Below are 17,570 nucleotides of genomic sequence, written 5' to 3'. Positions count from 1 at the left end.
GCGGATGCCGCTCCCGGCCACGTCAGACGTCGAGCGCCACGCCCGGGCGCGCAAGGGTCGCCTGCACGCCGTAGGTCTCGCCTATCTCCCCGGCCAACGCTTCGCGCGCGCGATCCTCGCCATGCACCAGCGCAAGTGGCGGATGCCCAGTGCCATCGCCACCGGCGATTGCGCCGTACCACGCCATGAGTCCGCGCTGGTCGGTGTGAGCCGACAGTCCGCCGACGGTGTGCCGCTGCGCATTCACGCGCACGTCGTGGCCGTGGATGCGCACCCACTTCGCGCCATCGACGAGGCGGCGGCCGAGCGTGCCTTCGGCCTGGTAGCCGACGAACACAACGTGCGTCTGCCGGCGATCGAGCCGATGGCGGAAGTGATGCAGGATGCGACCGGCGTTCGCCATGCCCGAGCCAGCGATCACGATCGCGCCGCGCTCGATGCGGTTGATCGCCATCGACTCCTCGCGCGACTGCGTGAAATGCAGGTTCGGCAGGCGGAACGGATTGGGTTTCTCGCGCCACACGCGCTGCGCGTCCTCGTCGAACAGGTCGGCATGGCGGTCGTAGATGGACACGACCTTGGCCGCCATCGGACTGTCGAGGAAGATGTGCCAGCGCGACAGCTGCCACTCGTCCCAATGCCGCGCGAACCAGTACAGCAGCTCCTGGCTTCGACCCACGGCGAATGCGGGAATCAGCACATTGCCGCCGTCGCGCCACGCGGTGTCGAGGATGTCGCCAAGTTCGCGGATGGTCTCGGCCCGATCGCGATGCAGGCGATCGCCGTACGTGGATTCCATCAGCACCAGGTTCGCACGATCGATGTCCGCCGGATCGCGGAGGATCGGCGTGCCCTTCGGGCCGAGGTCGCCCGAAAACACGAGTTTCCGCTCGTCTGCCCAAAGTTCGACGCTGGACGAGCCGAGGATGTGCCCCGCTTCGCGGAACGCGATGTCGACGCCGGACAGGATCGTGGTGCGCGTGTCGTACGGAAGGGGCCGCACCAGCTCCATCGCAGCGGTCACGTCTTCGCGCGTGAACAACGGTTGCGCTTCGGGCTCGCCGGCGCGGCGGTAGCGGTTGTGGCGCTCGGCATCGCCCTCGGAAATCGATGCCGCATCCATCAACATGATCGGCATCAATTCGGCCGTGGCCTGCTGCGCGTAGATCGGCGCGCGGAAACCACGTCGAACCAGCAAGGGCACGCGGCCGATGTGGTCGATGTGCGCGTGACTGATGACCAGCGCATCGAGCGCGGCCGGATCGAAGGGGAACGCTTCGGCGTTCCGGCGTTCGGCTTCGGGACTCCCCTGGATCATTCCGCAGTCGAGCAGCACGCGCCGCCCGGCCGCTTCGACTTCATGCAGCGAACCGGTGACTTCGCCGGCCGCACCGTGGAAATGCACGCGCATCGGATTCCTCCTGTTGCGCGAACGCTACCACGGCGCGCGCCGGCGATCGCGTCAGCGCGGCGGCGGGACGATGCGCTCCTCGCGCACCACCGTGCCGTCGGCACGGACGTCGCGATAGACAACGCTCTCAGCCGGACGACCGTAATCGCGCGGCGTGTCGCGCCATGCGGCGAGCAGATCGACGTTCTGCTTCTCGATCACCTCCAGGCTGCGCGCGATGCGACGCAGCAGGCCCTTGATGCCGAACACGGCGAACGGCACGAGGATCCACAGGATCGCGAGGATCAGGCCGAAGGCGAAGATGCAGAGGAAGAGAAACGAATTGGCGCCGTAGGCGGCGTTGGCGACGGTGCTGTCCATCGTGCGCTCCGTGGTGGGTGACGTGCTGGAGTCTTCGCGACGATGCGTGATTCCGACGTGGAGCTTCGTGTGATTCGCGCGTAACGAATGCGTCACGCGCGCAGGTTGGTGAAGCTCGCGTTTCCGAGCCCCGTGCCGATCGTGAGCACGCCCCAGCGTTTCGCGCCGCGCATGCGCGGGCGTTCGCTCAATCCCTGCACGACGGCGTCGTTGTGCATCGCGACGACCGGCACGCGGCCGCCCATGCGGTCGAGCCTGCGCCCAAGCTCGCCCGGCAGGTGGAACGGCGCTTCCCAGTCGCCCGGCAGGTTCTGCGCGCCCTGCGGAATGCGGCCGTCGGGCTCGATCTGCCCGGGGCACGCGATGCCGACGAACGGCGCCAGTCGCAACCCGATCGTGCGGGAGAAGGCCGACAAACCGTTGAGCATCGCCGCGAGCCGCTCGATCGCCTCGCCACGCCCGGGGTCGTCGTCGGCGTGTCGCCACTGCATGCTTTCGATCACGCGCGCCTTCGCGCCGTCCGCCGATTTCGACAGGCGTGGTTCGACGATGCCGCAGCGGATGTTGGTGCCGCCGACGTCCACGGCGAGGAACGCATCGAAGCGCCGGTAATTCGCCGGCAGCAGTTGCGTCCAGCCGAGCAGGCCGCCTTCGTCGGGATCGTGCGACAGGACGTGCAGCGTCACGCCACTTCGTGCGCTACGGAGCATGCGTTGCGCGCGGCGGATCGCGAGCTGGCCGAACTGGCTTTCCGGCATGCCGCCGCCGATCACGATCCGCTTCACGCCGTCCCACGAGGGCTGCTCTCGAAAGCGCTGCACGACATGCACCAGCCTGCGCGCGTATTCCTCCACCGCCAGGTGCGTCACATGCGAGGCGTCGGCGTCGCCGCCGAGCAGCACCAGGTCGATGTCCTTCTTCGACAGTTCGTCGCTGCGCGTGCGACCGAAAGGGTCCTTGCCGGTGGCGTGGACCTTGCGCACGGTGTCGAGCACCTGGCGGAACGCGGTCTGGCTCGCGCGATCTCCGAGGAAACCGTCGCCTTCCGGATCGGGGATCGCGAGGTTGTAGCTGTCGATCGTCAATCCGGGCAGGCGCGACACGCCGTGCGGGCCGCCGGCTTTCGTACGGCGGGAGGTGGGACGTTTGCGTGGAGTCTGGCGGGCCATGCGCCATCTTCGGGCGCGAGGCGGCTACGACGCGTCAAAAGCACGCGCGATTGGCTTAGCCGACCGCCGCCAGCGCCTGCCGGATTTCTTCCGCCGTCGATGGCCGCACGACGCGCGCGACCTCTTCACCGTCACGCAGCACGATCAGCGTCGGCCACAACTTCACGCGATAGGAGCGCCCGAGCGGACGCCCCGGGCCATCTTCGACCTTGACGTGCCGTACGTCGTCCAGCGGCGCCAGCACGACCTCGATCGCCGACTGCGCACCGGTGCAGTAGCCGCACCAGTTCGTGCCGAATTCGAGCACGGAGATGCCCGCCCACGCGTCGACATCGGCGCGGGCGGGTTCGTCGTCGGTATAGCTGCGGACGTATCCCATCGATGCGAAGCAGACGCGATACGGCGTTACTTCTTCGTGACGCCGGGCGTGTCGTCGGCAAGTGGCCGCACGTACTGCACGAGGCTCACCAGCAGCTTGCCCGGCTCCTCCCACGGCACCATGTGCGAGGCGTGCTCGAACCACACGCCCTGCTTGTACGGCGCCTTCACCTGCTTCAGCCATGCATCGGTCGGCTCCGACGGCGTGGTGTAGTCGTGGCGCCCCATGAACATCAGCACCGGGATCGGAAACTCGCGCACACCCGACATGTCGACCGCGAGGAACTCCGGCAGGATGCGCCCGAGCGTGAACACGTTGCCGGCATCGACGGCGCAACGCTCGGCGTCGGTGTATTCCGGCGACAGTAGCGGCGCGCGATAGAAGTACGTCGATTCGTCGCGATACGCCGTGAGGCCACCGTAATACTGCGCCCACTTGCGCGCGGCGATGATGCGTTCGCGCGTGATCGGCGTGTTGCCGGGATACGGCGCGATGGCTTCCATCTGGCGAACCGCCTCGGCGTTGCCCTTCGCCTTCGCCGTCGCCATCGCATAGTCGAAGCTGATGCGCTCGTTCTCGCGCACGTTGATCACCTGGCCGACGCCGATGTACGCATGGAACAGGTCCGGGCGCTTCAGCGCCGCCTGCATCGCGATGATCGTGCCCCAGCTGTGCCCCATCAGGATCAGCTTGCGCTTGCCGTAACGCGCGCGCACGTCCTCGGCCATGGCGACGACGTCGTCGACGAAGTTCGGGATGTGGATGGTGTCCGCGACCTTCGCTTCATCATTGGCGACGAAGGTCTTGCCGGCGCCGCGCTGGTCGTACGTCACCATCGTGAAGTACTCCTCCAGCGGACGCTGGAACTGCCACAGCGTCGGCGTCAGCGGCGAGGCCGGCCCGCCGTGCACGAACAGGACGATCGGGTTGTCGCGATCCTGCCCGCGTACGTTCACCCACTGGTCGATGCCGTTGATGCGGGTCTTGTAGGACTCCTGCACGCCGTTGGGCGTCTCGATGCGGCCCAGGTCCGCGATGATCTTGCGCGCGGGCTCGTAGGTCGCGGTGTCCTTGCAGGCCTGCGCGTTCGCGGCGAAGGCGCTGGCGACCATCGCGAACGCGGCAAAAAGGCGGGCGAATACGACTTTCTTCATGAATGTCCCCTTTCCGGATCGGCGGAGCTTAGGAATCGCTGCCGCCCTGGCACAAGGGATACGTTCAGCGCGCGAGCCGTTGCGTTACGGGCCGTGCTGGTTCGATAGCCGGCCATCCGCGGCCGGCGACGCCGGCTTTGCCGATCCGGGCGTCCGACGCCCCGAGCCGCCTGTTCCCGGCCGCCCCGTCAACGTGACCTTCGACACCCTCGGCTTGGGACAATCGGGTCTAATGTCGCCCAACGCCCCGCCCCGGGGCCTGTCCCAACTCCCTTATGCCTGCCGGCCGGAGCCCTTCGTGAGCCTCAACAAACCCCAAGTCCTCGTCCTGTCCCTCGCCGTCGCCGCCGCGCTGACCGCGTGCGGGAAGAAGGACGAAGCTGCTACCCCGGCCGCCGACGCCGCCAAGCCGGCCGACGCGCCCGTCGCCTACACGCTCGACGAGAGCAAGCTGCCGGGCGTGAACCGCTTCACCGTCGCGGACCTGGATACCTCCAAGAACGCGTGCGAAGACTTCGGCGGTTACGTCAACGGCAAGTGGCTCGCCGCCAACGCCATCCCGGGCGACCGCACCTCGTGGGGCGCGTTCGAAATGCTGGACGAGCGCTCCACCGCCGTGCAGCGCCAGCTGGCCGAGCAGGCCGGCGCCGACAAGAACGCCAAGGGCGTCGAGAAGATCGTCGGCGACTTCTGGGCCACCGGCATGGACGCGGCGAAGATCAACGAACAGGGCATCAAGCCGATCCAGGGCAAGCTCGACGCGATCGCCGCGCTCGACACCCCGGAGAAGATCGCCGACTACATCCGCACCAGCGCCGCCAAGGGTGAGAACTACCTGTTCGGCTTCGGCGCCGAAGCGGACTTCAAGGACTCCAAGAACAACATCGCCTACGCCTCGCAGGGCGGCCTGGGCCTGCCGGACAAGGAGTACTACACCAAGCCGGAAAACAAGGAAAAGCTCGACGCCTACCAGGCGCACATCGCCAAGGTGCTCGAACTGTCCGGCGTGCCGGCCGCCGACGCCGCCAAGCAGGCGCAGGACGTCATCGCGTTCGAAACCCGCCTGGCGAAGGTGTCCAAGTCGAGCGAGGAACTTTCGCGCGACGTCTCGCTGTACTACAACCCGGTGAGCCTGGCCGACGCAGACAAGCTGGCCCCGAACTTCCCGTGGACGAAGTTCTTCGATTCGCAGGGCGTCGCGCAGCCCAAGATGTTCTCGCTGTCGGTGCCGGCGTTCCACGCCGAAGTGAGCAAGATGCTGGCCGACGTGCCGGCGCAGCAGTGGCAGAGCTACCTGCGCTTCCACACCGTCGACAGCGCATCGCCGTTCCTGTCGGACAACTTCGTGCAGGAAAACTTCAACTTCTACAACAAGACCCTGCGCGGCCAGGCCGAGCTGAAGGAACGCGGCAAGCGCGTGCTCGACACGATCGAGAACGAGGCCGGCGAAGCGATGGGCCAGATGTACGTGAAGGTGGCCTTCCCCGCCGAATCGAAGGCACGCATGGAGGAGCTGGTGAAGAACCTCTCCGCCTCGCTGAAGACGCGCATCGAAGGCCTGGCCTGGATGTCGGACGAAACGAAGAAGAAGGCCGAGGAGAAGTGGGCCGCCTTCACGCCGAAGATTGGCTACCCGGACAAGTGGCGCGACTGGACCGGTCTTGAGACCAGCCGCGACAGCTACATCGGCAACGTGCTGGCCGCCAACGAGTTCAACTACAAGTGGAACCTGGGCAAGATCGGCAAGCCGGTCGACCGCACCGAATGGGGCATGCCGCCGCAGATGGTGAACGCCTACTACAACCCGCTGCAGAACGAGATCGTCTTCCCGGCCGCCATCCTGCAGCCGCCGTTCTTCGATCCCAACGCCGACGACGCCACCAACTACGGCGGCATCGGTGCGGTGATCGGCCACGAGATGACGCACGGCTATGACGACCAGGGCAGCCGCTTCGGTGCTTCGGGCAACTTCGAGAACTGGTGGACCGACGCCGACGCGAAGGGCTTCACCGGCCGCACCGACAAGCTCGTGCAGCAGTTCAACGGTTACGAAGCCGCCAAGGGCGCGCACGTCAACGGCAAGCTGACGCTGGGCGAGAACATCGCCGACCTCGGCGGCCTGGCGACGGCCTACGACGCGATGAAGAAGGCGACCGAAGGCAAGGAAGACCCGAAGACCGACGGCCTGACGCGCGACCAGCGCTTCTTCCTCAACTGGGGCACCGTGTGGCGCCGCAACTTCAAGCCGGAAGAACTGCAGGTTCGCCTGAAGACCGACCCGCACGCGCCGGCCAACTTCCGCGCGATCGGCGCGCCGTCGAACCTGCCGGCATTCGCCGCCGCGTTCGAGTGCAAGCCGGGCCAGCCGATGGTGCGCGAAGGCGACAAGCAGGTCGTCATCTGGTAATCGTGCAAGCCACACCGTAAGACACGGCCGCACTCGTCGTCGGCCGCGCGAAGGCCCGGGTTTCCCCGGGCCTTCTTTTCTGCGTCGAAGGCGCCCTGCGCGTGAGGACGGACGCTCACATCGCCGTTGCTAGACTCCGGCCACCCTGCCCTCCCCCAGGTACGGAGCCGCCATGAACGTTCGTCCGCTCGCCTGCGCGCTGATCGCCTGCCTCATCGCCATGCCCCACGCCGACGCGCAGAAGAAGCGCGCGGCCAAGCCGAAGGCCCCGGCCGCGCCCACCGCCTGCAGCGACTTCTACGCCAGCGCCAATGCCGACTGGCTGCGCAGCAACACGACGCCGCCCGCGTCCGGCTCTACCTCCGCGCTGGAGCAGCTGGCCGCACGTTCGCGCCAGCAGCAGCTGGACCTGCTGGATGCCGCGTCGAAGTCGCCACAGAACAACGTGCAGAAGCTGCTCGGCGACTTCTGGGCCAGCGGCCTGGACGAAGCGGCCGTCGAGCGCGATGGCGCGCAGCCGATCGCACCGCTGATCGCGCGCATCGATGCCATCAAGAATGCAAAGGACATCCCGCCCTCGATCGCCGCGCTGCACCAGGTCGGCATCCCGGTCGTGTTCAACTTCGGCGCCGATGTCGACCTGCAGGATCTCGAACGCCACATCGGCTATTTCGCGCAGGGCGGCCTCGGCCTGCCGGACCCGGCGTACTACACGCGCAACGACGCCGACACGCAGGCGCTGATGGGCCGTTACCGCAACTACATCGAGAAGATCCTCGCGCTGACCGGTACGCCGGAAGCGCAGATCAAGACCGATGCGCAGGCGGTGCTCGACCTGGAGACGCGCATCGCGACCGCGTCGAAGTCGCTAATCGACCTGCGCGATCCGCGCGCGAACTTCGCGCCGGTCGATACGAAAACGCTCGCCAAGCAGTACAAGCGCCTGCAGCTGGGCGATTTCCTCAAGGCGCAGGGCGTCACCGACGATCGCGTATCGATGGCGAACCCGCAGTTGTTCACGCAGCTCGACACGCTGGTCGGCAGCCTGAAGCCGGCGCAGTGGAAGGCCTACCTGCGCTGGCGCGTGGGCGATGCGATGGCGCCGTACCTGGCCAAGTCGTTCCGCGATGCGGAGTTCGAGTTCCGCGGCCGCGTGCTGCGCGGACTCGCCGCGCCCCAGTCACGTCCGCAGCAGGTGCTGGATGCGATCACGCTCGCGGCCGGCCCGATGGTCGGCCACGAATACGCGGCGCGTTACTACTCGCCCGCCACGGACAAACGCGCCGAGGACATCGCAAAACAGGTGCGCGAGGCGCTCGGACAGGCGCTCGATCGCGACACGCGTTTCAGCGCGGCGGCGAAGGCCGAGGCGAAGACGAAGCTCGACAGGCTGAAGATCGAGGTCGGCACGCCCAATCGCGATCTCGATTACACCGTGCAGCCGATGGGCCGCGGCAGCTTCGGCAGCAACATGCTGATCGCCTCCACGTGGCGGCATCGCGAGGAAATGAAGCGCATCGGTCGCGGCAACGCCGATCGCCGCTGGGACGTGCTGCCGCAGGATCCTTTGCTCGCCTACGACATCACGCAGAACCGCCTGATCGTCACCGCCGCGATGCTGCAGCCGCCGGTGTTCGACACGACGAAGGATGCGGCGTGGCTGTACGGTTCGTACGGCGCGCTGGTCGGCCACGAGCTGAGCCACGGTTTCGACAATCGCGGCCGCTACGTCGATTCGAAACAGGAACTGCGCGACTGGTGGACGCCGACCGAAACCAGCGCGTGGGATGGATTGAGCAAGCGCATCGCCGCGCAGTACTCGGGCTTCGACTATCCCGAACTGAAAGGCGTGAAGGTCAACGGCGCGCAGACCGCGGACGAGAACATCGCCGACCTGGCGGGCGTCGAGCTGGCGTGGTCGGCGTTCGGCAGTGCCGAACCGTCGGCCGCGAAGCCGGCGCAGCAGTCGTTCTACAAGGGCTGGGCGTCGCTGTGGCCGCAGCGGATGACCGAGGAAATCGCACGCCAGCGCGCCGCCACCAGCGTGCACGCACCGGGCCAGTGGCGCACGAACGGCCCGCTGCGCAACCAGCCGTCGTTCGGCGAGGCGAATGCGTGCAAGCCGGGCAACGCGATGCAACTGGCGGCGGATCAACAGGTTCGGCTGTTCCCGTAACGCAAAAAGGCATTCCAGCGTTCGCTGGAATGCCTTCGGACCTGAGGCCTGGATCCGGCTTTTGCAGGGGTGACGGCCCCTGCTATCTCACCACCCGCATCTTCGGCGGCCCCTTGCGTCCGAACGGCGGCTGCCCGCGCCAGTAGCGGATCAGCAGCCAGCCGAACAGCATGCCGCCCAGGTGCGCGAAATGCGCCACGCCCGGCATCGTGTTGGTGATGCCCAGCAGCAGCTCGATCGCGCCGTAGACGATCACCAGCGTGCGCGCCTTCATCGGGATCGGCGGAATCAGCAGCATCACGCGCTGGTTCGGGAACAGCATGCCGTACGCGAGCAGCAGGCCGAAGATGCCACCGGAGGCGCCCACCGTCGGATACGCCGGCTCGCCCTGCGAAACCGTCCACATGCCCACCGCCAACTGGCACAGCGCCGCGCCGACGATGCAGACCATGTAGTAGGTGAGATAGCGACGATCGCCCCACACGTGTTCCAGCGGCGCACCGAACATCGCCAGCGCGAGCATGTTGAACAACAGGTGGGCGAAACCGCCGTGCATGAAACCGTAGGTGACGACCTGCCACGGCATGAAACCGACGCCGTACAGGTCGGCATCGCTGTGCGGCGGCCAGAGCATGAACTGCGCCAGTGCGACGTCGCCGATGATCAGCTGCAGCACGAACACCAGTCCGTTCGCGATCAGCAGGGCCTTGGTGACGGGGGGAAGGTTGGAAAACATCGCGGCTCCTTCGAGTGCGCTACATGGTAGCCGTCGCGAAGGCCGGTTGCGTTCGCGCGCGATACACGGTCGGCGAGGCGGCCGTCAGCCGCGTGTGGCGCGCCGGGTCGTGGCGGGGGTGGGCGCCTTCCGAGCGGCCCGGGCGGGCTTCGTCGTGGTGCTGCTGCGTTTGCGCGCGGCGGGCGGAGACATGGGCATGCCCCACATCTGCTCGTCCAGCGTCGCGGCGGCGCGCTGGCCCTTCACCTTGCCCGATTCCACGCGCACGCCTTCGGCGCGTAGGCGCTGGCTCTGTTCGCGGAATCCCTTCGAACCGTCGGGGAACGCGATGCGGCCATCCGAACGCAGGACGCGATGCCACGGCAGCGCCGGATCGTCGTTCTGGCCGAGCAGGCGTGCCACGAGCCGTGCGCGACCGGGCAGGCCCGCGCGGCGGGCCACTTCGCCGTAGCCGGCGACCTCACCCGCCGGGATCGCGCGGATCGCGGCAAGAATCCGTCCATGTGCGTCGTCGGCAGCGGGCTTGCCCATCGCGGTAGCATACCGGTCTCCCCCGGCAGGAGCCGCTCTCCGTGCGCAACTTCGATTCGATCCGCAGCCACCTCCAGGCCGCGAAATTCCGCCTGACCGACCACGACGTCGACGTGCTGTGCATCGAACTGTCGCTCGAACACGGCACCCGCCACCAGGCGATCTTCCTGTCCGAGCTGGACGACGACGACGGCCGTCCGTACCTGCGCGTGAGCACGGCCGTCGCGCCGATCACCGGCCTGGACGCCAAGCGCGCGCTCATCTTCAACTGGGAAAGCCGCGTGGGTTACCTCGCCATCGGCGACCTCGACGGCGTCCCGCACCTGCAACTGTGCGAGAACCGCCCCTACGACGGCCTGGACCCGGCGGAAATCGACCGCCTCGTGCTCGAGATCGGTGGCCTGGGCGATCGCATGGAACGCATGCTGTCGGCAGGCGGCGATCTGTTCTGAGGTCGGCCGCAAGCACCTGAAGAAAAGGCCCGCATCGCGGGCCTTTTTCATGTTCGTGGCGGGCTCAAGCCCAGCCGAAGAACCGGAACAGCTCGAAGAACGCGTAGGCGATGCCGCCGGCCGCCGGGATCGTGAGGATCCACGCCCAGATCATCTTCTCCACGACCGTCCACTTGATCGCGTTGAAGCGCTTGGCCGTGCCCACGCCCATGATCGCCGAGGAGATGTTGTGCGTGGTCGAGACCGGGATACCGAGCGAGGACGCCGCCATGATCACCGCCGCCGCGCTGGTTTCGGCCGCGAAGCCGTTGATCGGATGCAGCTTCACCAGCTTGTGGCCGAGCGTCTTGATGATGCGCCAGCCGCCAGCGGCAGTACCGGCGGCCATCACCACGGCGCAGGTGAGCTTGATCCACAGGTCGATGTCGTTGTTTTCAAGCGCCGCCTGCGACGGATGCAGGAATGCCAGCCACGACGGCAGGTTGTCCAGCGTGCCGGCCGACTGCGCGCCGACCAGCGCCAGCGCGATGATGCCCATCGTCTTCTGCGCGTCGTTCATGCCGTGCGCGAAGCCCATGCCCGCCGCCGACACCAGCTGCGCCTTGCCGAAGAACGCGTTGACCCAGCGCGGGCGCGCCATGCGCGCCAGCACGCCGCCGCTGCTGGCCATGAAGGAGATGATCGCGAACAGCACGCCCATCACCACGAAGCCGGCAGCGAAGCCCAGCAGCGGCGAGGAGAACATCGGCACGACCACCTTCCACAGCACGCCGGCGCTCTTGTACCAGGGGTCCGCGGGATGCGACCAGATCACCGAATGGAAGTTGTTGCTTGCCGCGGCGACGGCCGCACCGCACAGGCCGCCAATGAGCGCGTGCGAGGACGAGGACGGCAGGCCCTTCCACCACGTGATCAGGTTCCACACGATCGCACCCAGCAGCGCGCACAGGATCAGCTGCGAGGTGACTTCCACCACGCCGGTGTCCAGCAGGCCCGACGCGATCGTCTTGGCCACCGCCGTGCCCCACAGCGCGCCGAGCAGGTTGGTGCTCGCGGCCAGCATCACGGCCTGTATCGGCGACAGCACCTTGGTCGCCACGACGGTGGCGATGGAATTGGCGGTGTCATGGAAGCCGTTGATGTATTCGAAGGCGAGCGCCGCGAATACCACGACCAGGACCAGGGTCAGCATCGGACCGACCCCTCAGGAATTTTTCAACACGATTTCGTAGGCGACCACGCCGGCCTCGCGGCAACGGTCGATGGCCTTCTCCAGGATCTCGAAGAACTCCTTGAGCAGGAACATCTGCAGGTTGTCCAGGCGGCCGGAGTAGATGTCGCGGTAGAGCTCCAGCATCAGGCGGTCGGCTTCGTTCTCGATGGAGCGCAGCTGGTCGTTGAGCGCCTTCATCGGTTCGAGCTTCAGGTTGCGCAGCTCGTGCACCATCTTCACCACCACCGCCGACGCCTGCTCGAGCATCGCCGCGCGCGGGGCGAAGTCGATGTGCTCCAGGTGGCGCGTGGCCAGCGAATAGCGGTCGGCGAACTTCTCGACCTGCTTGGGGATCTTGTACAGCGCCGAGGCCAGGGCTTCGATGTCCTCGCGCTCGATCGGCGTGATGAAGCTGTTGACCAGCTCGAAGCTGATCTTGTCCGAGGCTTCGCGTTCGCGCTGGCGGGCCAGCTTGAAGGCGTCCAGCGCCGGCTGGCGATCGGCGGCCTTGAGCATCGCGTGGAGCGCCTTGGTGCTGTCGTGGGCGGCGACGGCGGCCTCTTCCAGCAGCGTGTAGAACTGGTTGCCTTGGCCGAAGATCGTTTGCAGGGAGAACATGCGGAGGGGGCCTCGTGGTGCCGGAATGGCCGGCGCGGTGGGTCTGCGGGGCGAATTATGACGGTTTGGGGACACCGGCGCGCGCCCTGGTGCCATCCACACGGGTTGATTTCGGCCGTCCTGCTACCATCCAGAACGCTCATCCCCCTTTTCACCCTGCCATTACGCAATGGACGACGACCCAGAACGGCCGCCCGCCCCCGCCTGCGCGCGCCTGCGCCACCCTCACGGCGCCTGCACCCCAGCCTGCCAACATCCTGACGGACGGACCGCATGCTGGAACTGCTGATCGTCATTGCCCTGATCGTCCTCAACGCCTTCTTCGCGATGTCGGAGATGGCGCTGATGACCTCGCGCAAGATCAAACTCAAGCAGATGGCCGAAACCAGCCGCGGCGCGCAGGTCGCGTACGAACTGGCCGAGCATCCCGACAACCTGCTCTCCACCGTGCAGGTCGGCATCACCGGCATCGGCGTCCTCACCGGTACCTTCGGCGGCGAATCCATCGGTCTGGCCATCGCGGGCTGGCTGCAGGGCATGTGGCCCGATGCGGCCCAGTACGCGCGCGCCATCGGCATTGGCACCGCGGTCACGCTGATCACTGCCGCGTCCGTCATCTTCGGCGAGCTGATTCCCAAACGACTGGCGCTCACCAACTCGGAGCGCATCGCGTGCGCGGTGGCGATCCCGCTGTACTGGCTCTCGCGCGCCGCTCGTCCGATCGTCGCCGGTCTGGGCGCGATCAATCGCTTGGTACTGCGCCTGCTCGGCATCAAGGACGACGCGCGTAGCGCCATCAGCGAAGAGGAAATCCGGCTGCTGGTGACTGAAGGCCACGAGCAGGGCGTGATCGACGCCGACGAACGCAAGATGATGAACCGCGTGCTCGGCCTGGGAGATCGCACCGCCGAGAGCCTGATGACGCCGCGCACGCGCATCACCTGGCTCGACGCGGCTGCCGATTTCGCCGAGAACCTGGCGACCATGCGCGAGACGCCGTTCTCGCGCTATCCGGTGTATCGCGAGAACGACAGCGAGGTGCTCGGCATCCTCGAGGTGAAGTCGCTGCTCGACCGCCTCGACGAAAAGGCGCCGGACCTGTTCAAGGAACTGCGCGAGCCGCTGTTCGTGTCCGAGTCCACGCATGCGATGAAGCTGCTGGAAATCTTCCGCGAGGAACAGCAGTCGCTCGCGCTCGTCGTCGACGAATACGGCGACGTCACCGGCATGGTCACCGTCGCCGACCTGATGGACGCCATCGTCGGCCGCGTGCACGCGATCGGCGGCGCCATGGGAGAGGCCGAGGACGACAGCCACGCACCGGTGGTGGAACGCGCCGACGGCTCGTTCCTGATCGACGGTTCGCTGCCGGTGGAAGACCTGCGCGAGCTCATCGGCAGCGGTCGCCTGCCCGACGAGGACGAACACGATTTCCATACCGCTGCCGGCATGGTGATCGCGCATTTCGGCCGCATTCCCTACGTGGGCGAATATTTCGACTGGGCGCAGTGGCGCATCGAGGTCGTGGACCTGGACGGTCCGCGCATCGACAAGCTGCTGCTGTCCAGGCGTCCCGAACCGGAGCCGGTGACGGATGACGCCTCCGGCTGACCAGGACCGCCACGAATACCGCGAGGCCGGCACGCGCGCACTGCTGGACGTATTCGCGGCGGGGAATCCTGACGAACAGCTGCGCATGGGCGACGTGCTGCACGGGCTGGGCGACCGGTCCTTCGGCATGCTGCTGTTCGTCTCGACGATCCCGGCGTTCATCCCCATCCCGGGCGTCGGCGGCGCGATCAGCGGACCGCTGGTGATCCTCATCGGACTGCAGTTGTTGATCGGCCTGCGCCAGCCCTGGCTGCCGAAGTTCCTCGCACGGCGCGGCCCTCACCGCCATGCGATGGCGCGTTTCCGCGACCTCCTCGCGCCCTGGCTCACGCGGCTGGAGAAGGTGGTGAAGCCGCGCCTGCCGGTGCTGCTCGACCATCGCGTCGCCGACTTCTTCACCGGCGTGCTGCTGGTGTTGCTCGGGCTGCTGCTCTCGCTGCCGATTCCGTTCACGAACTACCTGTTCGGCGCGTTGCTGCTGCTGTTCGCTTTCGCGCTGCTCGAACGCGATGGCTGGCTGATGGCGGTGGCATGGGCTGCGGGCGTCATCGCCATCGCGGTGTTCGGCGTGCTGTCCGGAAGCCTTGCCACGGCGGCTGCGGGCTGGATCGACATGCTCTTCTGAGCGGAAAACACGCGCGAAAACTGAACACGGAAAGCGCTTGGGCCGCTAAAGAGCGGCGCCTGCGGGCCGATACCGGCTTGCGCGGGGAAAGGAGGTCCTGCATCCCTCAGGCCTCCAGAATTCCCATGACCTCCCCTCGTACGACCAGTCTGCAAACCAAGCTGCTGGGCGCGCTCGCGCTCGGCCTCACCGTCATCCTGTTCTGCGCGCTCGGCGGCCTCGCCTCGGCGTGGCTGAACCTTTCAACTGAAGTCCCGCTTCAGGTCCAGCAGGCCACCGACGCCGAGCGCGTGGGCCGCGAATTCCGCGCACAAGTGCAGGAATGGAAGAACGTCCTGATCCGTGGCAGCGATCCGGCGTTGCGCGAAAAGCACCTCGCCGCATTCAAGGACAACGGCACGCAGGTGCAGGACCTCACGCGGCGACTCGCCGACGGCCTGGCCGATGCCGATGCGGCGAAGATCGCACGCGATTTCGCCGCGCAGCACGCAACGCTGCAGTCGCATTACCTCACCGCGCTCACGACCTTCGCCGATTCGGGATACGACACGCGCGCCGGCGACGCCGCCGTGCGCGGCATGGACCGCGAACCTACGCAGACGCTCGAGTCGCTGATCGACCGCACCAAGGTGCTGGCCGATGCGGCCGTGCAGAAGAACTCGCAGGATTCGCGCCGCAGCCTCGTGATCGCCGCCACCCTCACCGTTGTCGCCGCGCTCGCGCTGATAACGCTGCTCGGCTGGTGGGTGCGACGCGCGATCGTGCGCCCGATCGTGGACGTCGCACGCGCCGCGCAGTCGGTCTCGCGCGGCGAACTCGACGCCCGTCTCACCGTGACTACACGCGACGAAATCGGCACCCTCGCCCGCGCCATGCTCGACGTGACCGCGACGCTGACCGCCGTTTCCGCGGCACAGGCCGACATGGCCTCCCGCCACGACGCGGGCGAGATGAATTTCCGCATGGATGCCGCACGCTTCCCGGGCGCCTTCGGTCGCATGGTCGAGGACACCAATGCGCTGGTCGCCGCGCAGGTGGCGCTGATCGAGCGCATGCTCGGCGTGATGCAGCGCTACGCGGTCGGCGATCTGTCGGTCGACATGCCCGAACTTCCCGGCGAGAAGGCGTCGATCACGCAGGCGATGGCCGACTCCAAGCGGAACCTCGCCGCGATCAACGCCGAGATCCGTCGCCTCGTGGCGTGCGCGGCCGCGGGCGACTTCGCCACGCGCGGCGACGAAGCCGCGTTCCAGCACGACTTCCACGACATGGTGGGAGGTCTCAACCGCCTCATGTCCGGCACGAACGACAACCTGCAGCAGGTCTCGGCGCTGCTCCGCGCCATCGCCGACGGCGACCTCACCGCCCGCATGACGGGCGAGCATCGCGGCGTGTTCGCCACCATGCGCGACGACGCGAACGCGACGGTCGCGCAGCTGGTTGACATCGTCGGCGGCATCGTCGAGGCCACGCGCGCGATCAACGGCGCCGCCGCGGAGATTTCCGCCGGCAACAACGACCTCGCGCAACGCACCGAGCAGCAGGCCGCAAGCCTCGAGGAAACCGCGGCGTCGATGGAGGAACTGACCACCACGGTCCGGCAGAACGCGCAGACCGCCCGCGAAGCCAGCCAGCAGGCGGCCGATGCGGCCGACGTGGCGCGCGATGGCGGGCGCGTGGTCGGCGACGTCGTCGCGACGATGGAAGGCATCGAGAAGTCGTCGCGCCGCATCGCCGAAATCATCGGCGTGATCGACGGCATCGCATTCCAGACGAACATCCTCGCGCTCAACGCGGCCGTCGAAGCGGCGCGCGCCGGCGAACAGGGCCGCGGCTTCGCGGTGGTGGCCGGTGAGGTGCGCGCACTCGCGCAGCGCTCGGCGAGCGCGGCGAAGGAGATCAAGGGCCTGATCGACGACTCGGTGTCGCAGGTCGCGAGCGGCTCGCAGCTGGTCTCGCACGCCGGCGGCACGATGCAGCGCATCGTCGACTCGGTGCAGCGCGTGACCGGCCTGATGTCGGAAATTGCCGCCGCATCGCAGGAGCAGGCCACCGGCATCGAGCAGGTCAGCCGCACCGTCGTGCACATGGACGAGGCGACGCAGCAGAACGCGGCGCTGGTGGAGGAAGCTTCCGCCACGGCGAAGGCGATGGTCGACCAGGCGGCGCAGCTCGGCAACGCGGTGTCGGTCTTCCGCACGCACGGCGCCAGTGCGTTCTCCGCGGCGGCGTGACGTGCCGAAGCGACCGCTTCGGCACGTTCGCGCGACGGGAGCGCGAGGCATCATGATCGCCTCCTTTCCGCCCGACGTTCCTGCATGAACACGCCTGCCCCCACCCCGGATTTCGCCGTCGGCCAGCTCTGGCGCTGCACCGGCCGCTCGCTCATCGAGACGCCGACGCTGCTGATCAACCGCATCGACGAACATCCGCTCGGCGGCCAGATCTTCCACGCGACCGTCTATGGTGTGCGTGTTCGCAATCCGCGCCTGCCGGGTGGGATCATGGACAAGCTGATGCACGTGCCGGTCACGCGCACCGTGCTCGAGCAGAGCGCCACGGCGCTGGAAGGCACGCGACCGATCGACCCGATCTACCAGCAGGGTTACCGGGAGTGGAAGCAGGCCTTCGATGCGGGCCGCGCCGGCTCGTTCGGCGTGCCGCTGGCGACGATCCTGGAGATCATCGAGCGCGGCATGAACGGCGAAGGTCGCTGATTCGACGCCCT

Annotated in this window: 15 protein-coding genes and 1 pseudogene; 7 read left to right on the top strand and 9 right to left on the bottom strand. The window is 67.4% G+C overall.

What is annotated here, in order from left to right; all coding sequences use genetic code 11:
* Nucleotides 1-22: 22 nt before the first annotated feature.
* From GOY17_RS05800 to GOY17_RS05780, 5 genes are all read right to left on the bottom strand, one after another.
* Nucleotides 23-1,411 carry an MBL fold metallo-hydrolase gene (locus GOY17_RS05800; RefSeq protein WP_157029659.1) on the bottom strand — a complete coding sequence of 463 codons (1,389 nt, stop codon included), beginning with the start codon at nt 1,409-1,411 and terminating at the stop codon, nt 23-25.
* A gap of 51 nt (nt 1,412-1,462) precedes the next feature.
* On the bottom strand, nt 1,463-1,771 hold the full coding sequence (locus GOY17_RS05795) for a hypothetical protein (RefSeq protein ID WP_147298543.1): 309 nt from the start codon (nt 1,769-1,771) through the stop codon (nt 1,463-1,465).
* Between the two features lie 92 nt (nt 1,772-1,863).
* Complete coding sequence (locus GOY17_RS05790; protein ID WP_157029658.1) at nt 1,864-2,940, bottom strand: ROK family protein; 1,077 nt, start codon at nt 2,938-2,940, stop codon at nt 1,864-1,866.
* A 55-nt stretch (nt 2,941-2,995) separates the two neighbouring features.
* Nucleotides 2,996-3,319 carry a thioredoxin family protein gene (locus GOY17_RS05785; RefSeq protein WP_157029657.1) on the bottom strand — a complete coding sequence of 108 codons (324 nt, stop codon included), beginning with the start codon at nt 3,317-3,319 and terminating at the stop codon, nt 2,996-2,998.
* Between the two features lie 26 nt (nt 3,320-3,345).
* The gene (locus GOY17_RS05780) at nt 3,346-4,473 is read right to left on the bottom strand and encodes an alpha/beta fold hydrolase (RefSeq protein WP_157029656.1); all 1,128 of its coding nucleotides are present in this window, start codon (nt 4,471-4,473) and stop codon (nt 3,346-3,348) included.
* Between the two features lie 232 nt (nt 4,474-4,705).
* Here GOY17_RS05780 and GOY17_RS05775 point away from each other — a divergent pair, with 232 nt between their 5' ends.
* Nucleotides 4,706-6,880, top strand: coding sequence for a M13 family metallopeptidase (locus GOY17_RS05775; RefSeq protein WP_157029655.1), 2,175 nt, complete (start codon nt 4,706-4,708; stop codon nt 6,878-6,880).
* A gap of 172 nt (nt 6,881-7,052) precedes the next feature.
* Nucleotides 7,053-9,056, top strand: a complete 2,004-nt coding sequence (locus GOY17_RS05770; RefSeq protein WP_157029654.1) for a M13 family metallopeptidase — start codon at nt 7,053-7,055, stop codon at nt 9,054-9,056.
* A gap of 82 nt (nt 9,057-9,138) precedes the next feature.
* Here the strand turns inward: GOY17_RS05770 and GOY17_RS05765 are convergent, their stop codons facing one another.
* Entirely contained in the window at nt 9,139-9,792 is a 654-nt protein-coding gene (locus GOY17_RS05765; RefSeq protein ID WP_115840887.1) for a rhomboid family intramembrane serine protease, read from the bottom strand.
* 198 nt (nt 9,793-9,990) lie between these two features.
* A pseudogene (locus tag GOY17_RS05760) lies at nt 9,991-10,323 on the bottom strand (MGMT family protein); the annotation flags it as partial.
* Between the two features lie 41 nt (nt 10,324-10,364).
* Between GOY17_RS05760 and GOY17_RS05755 the strand changes: the two are divergent.
* Nucleotides 10,365-10,775 carry a hypothetical protein gene (locus GOY17_RS05755; protein WP_115840889.1) on the top strand — a complete coding sequence of 137 codons (411 nt, stop codon included), beginning with the start codon at nt 10,365-10,367 and terminating at the stop codon, nt 10,773-10,775.
* A gap of 64 nt (nt 10,776-10,839) precedes the next feature.
* Here GOY17_RS05755 and GOY17_RS05750 read toward each other — a convergent pair whose 3' ends face one another.
* Together GOY17_RS05750 and GOY17_RS05745 are read right to left on the bottom strand one after the other, a co-directional pair.
* Nucleotides 10,840-11,967, bottom strand: coding sequence for an inorganic phosphate transporter (locus GOY17_RS05750; protein WP_115840890.1), 1,128 nt, complete (start codon nt 11,965-11,967; stop codon nt 10,840-10,842).
* 12 nt (nt 11,968-11,979) lie between these two features.
* Nucleotides 11,980-12,606, bottom strand: coding sequence for a DUF47 domain-containing protein (locus GOY17_RS05745; protein WP_115840891.1), 627 nt, complete (start codon nt 12,604-12,606; stop codon nt 11,980-11,982).
* Between the two features lie 273 nt (nt 12,607-12,879).
* Here GOY17_RS05745 and GOY17_RS05740 point away from each other — a divergent pair, with 273 nt between their 5' ends.
* The 4 genes from GOY17_RS05740 (at nt 12,880) to GOY17_RS05725 (ending at nt 17,559) form a co-directional block, all read left to right on the top strand.
* Nucleotides 12,880-14,217, top strand: coding sequence for a hemolysin family protein (locus tag GOY17_RS05740; protein WP_157029652.1), 1,338 nt, complete (start codon nt 12,880-12,882; stop codon nt 14,215-14,217).
* Nucleotides 14,201-14,842, top strand: a complete 642-nt coding sequence (locus GOY17_RS05735) for an exopolysaccharide biosynthesis protein (RefSeq protein ID WP_157029651.1) — start codon at nt 14,201-14,203, stop codon at nt 14,840-14,842. Before GOY17_RS05740 ends, GOY17_RS05735 begins: the two co-directional genes overlap by 17 nt.
* A gap of 125 nt (nt 14,843-14,967) precedes the next feature.
* On the top strand, nt 14,968-17,076 hold the full coding sequence (locus GOY17_RS05730) for a methyl-accepting chemotaxis protein (protein WP_157029650.1): 2,109 nt from the start codon (nt 14,968-14,970) through the stop codon (nt 17,074-17,076).
* Between the two features lie 84 nt (nt 17,077-17,160).
* The gene (locus tag GOY17_RS05725; RefSeq protein ID WP_157029649.1) at nt 17,161-17,559 is read left to right on the top strand and encodes a hypothetical protein; all 399 of its coding nucleotides are present in this window, start codon (nt 17,161-17,163) and stop codon (nt 17,557-17,559) included.
* The last annotated feature ends 11 nt before the right edge of the window (nt 17,560-17,570 follow it).

It is taken from the genome of Lysobacter soli, from assembly GCF_009755585.1.
Classification (GTDB): Bacteria; Pseudomonadota; Gammaproteobacteria; order Xanthomonadales; family Xanthomonadaceae; genus Lysobacter_J; species Lysobacter_J soli.
Note: the sequence above shows the minus strand (reverse complement) of the source record. Positions and strands in the feature narration are given on the sequence as shown.

Excerpts from the sequence above, each read along its gene's own strand:
- GOY17_RS05725 (WP_157029649.1), top strand. The coding sequence starts at position 17,161 with ATGAACACGCCTGCCCCCACCCCGGATTTCGCCGTCGGCCAGCTCTGG.
- GOY17_RS05785 (WP_157029657.1), bottom strand. The coding sequence starts at position 3,319 with ATGGGATACGTCCGCAGCTATACCGACGACGAACCCGCCCGCGCCGAT.
- GOY17_RS05780 (WP_157029656.1), bottom strand. The coding sequence starts at position 4,473 with ATGAAGAAAGTCGTATTCGCCCGCCTTTTTGCCGCGTTCGCGATGGTC.
- GOY17_RS05750 (WP_115840890.1), bottom strand. The coding sequence starts at position 11,967 with ATGCTGACCCTGGTCCTGGTCGTGGTATTCGCGGCGCTCGCCTTCGAA.
- GOY17_RS05740 (WP_157029652.1), top strand. The coding sequence starts at position 12,880 with ATGCTGGAACTGCTGATCGTCATTGCCCTGATCGTCCTCAACGCCTTC.
- GOY17_RS05735 (WP_157029651.1), top strand. The coding sequence starts at position 14,201 with ATGACGCCTCCGGCTGACCAGGACCGCCACGAATACCGCGAGGCCGGC.
- GOY17_RS05800 (WP_157029659.1), bottom strand. The coding sequence starts at position 1,411 with ATGCGCGTGCATTTCCACGGTGCGGCCGGCGAAGTCACCGGTTCGCTG.
- GOY17_RS05775 (WP_157029655.1), top strand. The coding sequence starts at position 4,706 with ATGTCGCCCAACGCCCCGCCCCGGGGCCTGTCCCAACTCCCTTATGCC.
- GOY17_RS05770 (WP_157029654.1), top strand. The coding sequence starts at position 7,053 with ATGAACGTTCGTCCGCTCGCCTGCGCGCTGATCGCCTGCCTCATCGCC.
- GOY17_RS05730 (WP_157029650.1), top strand. The coding sequence starts at position 14,968 with ATGACCTCCCCTCGTACGACCAGTCTGCAAACCAAGCTGCTGGGCGCG.
- GOY17_RS05795 (WP_147298543.1), bottom strand. The coding sequence starts at position 1,771 with ATGGACAGCACCGTCGCCAACGCCGCCTACGGCGCCAATTCGTTTCTC.
- GOY17_RS05745 (WP_115840891.1), bottom strand. The coding sequence starts at position 12,606 with ATGTTCTCCCTGCAAACGATCTTCGGCCAAGGCAACCAGTTCTACACG.
- GOY17_RS05765 (WP_115840887.1), bottom strand. The coding sequence starts at position 9,792 with ATGTTTTCCAACCTTCCCCCCGTCACCAAGGCCCTGCTGATCGCGAAC.
- GOY17_RS05790 (WP_157029658.1), bottom strand. The coding sequence starts at position 2,940 with ATGGCCCGCCAGACTCCACGCAAACGTCCCACCTCCCGCCGTACGAAA.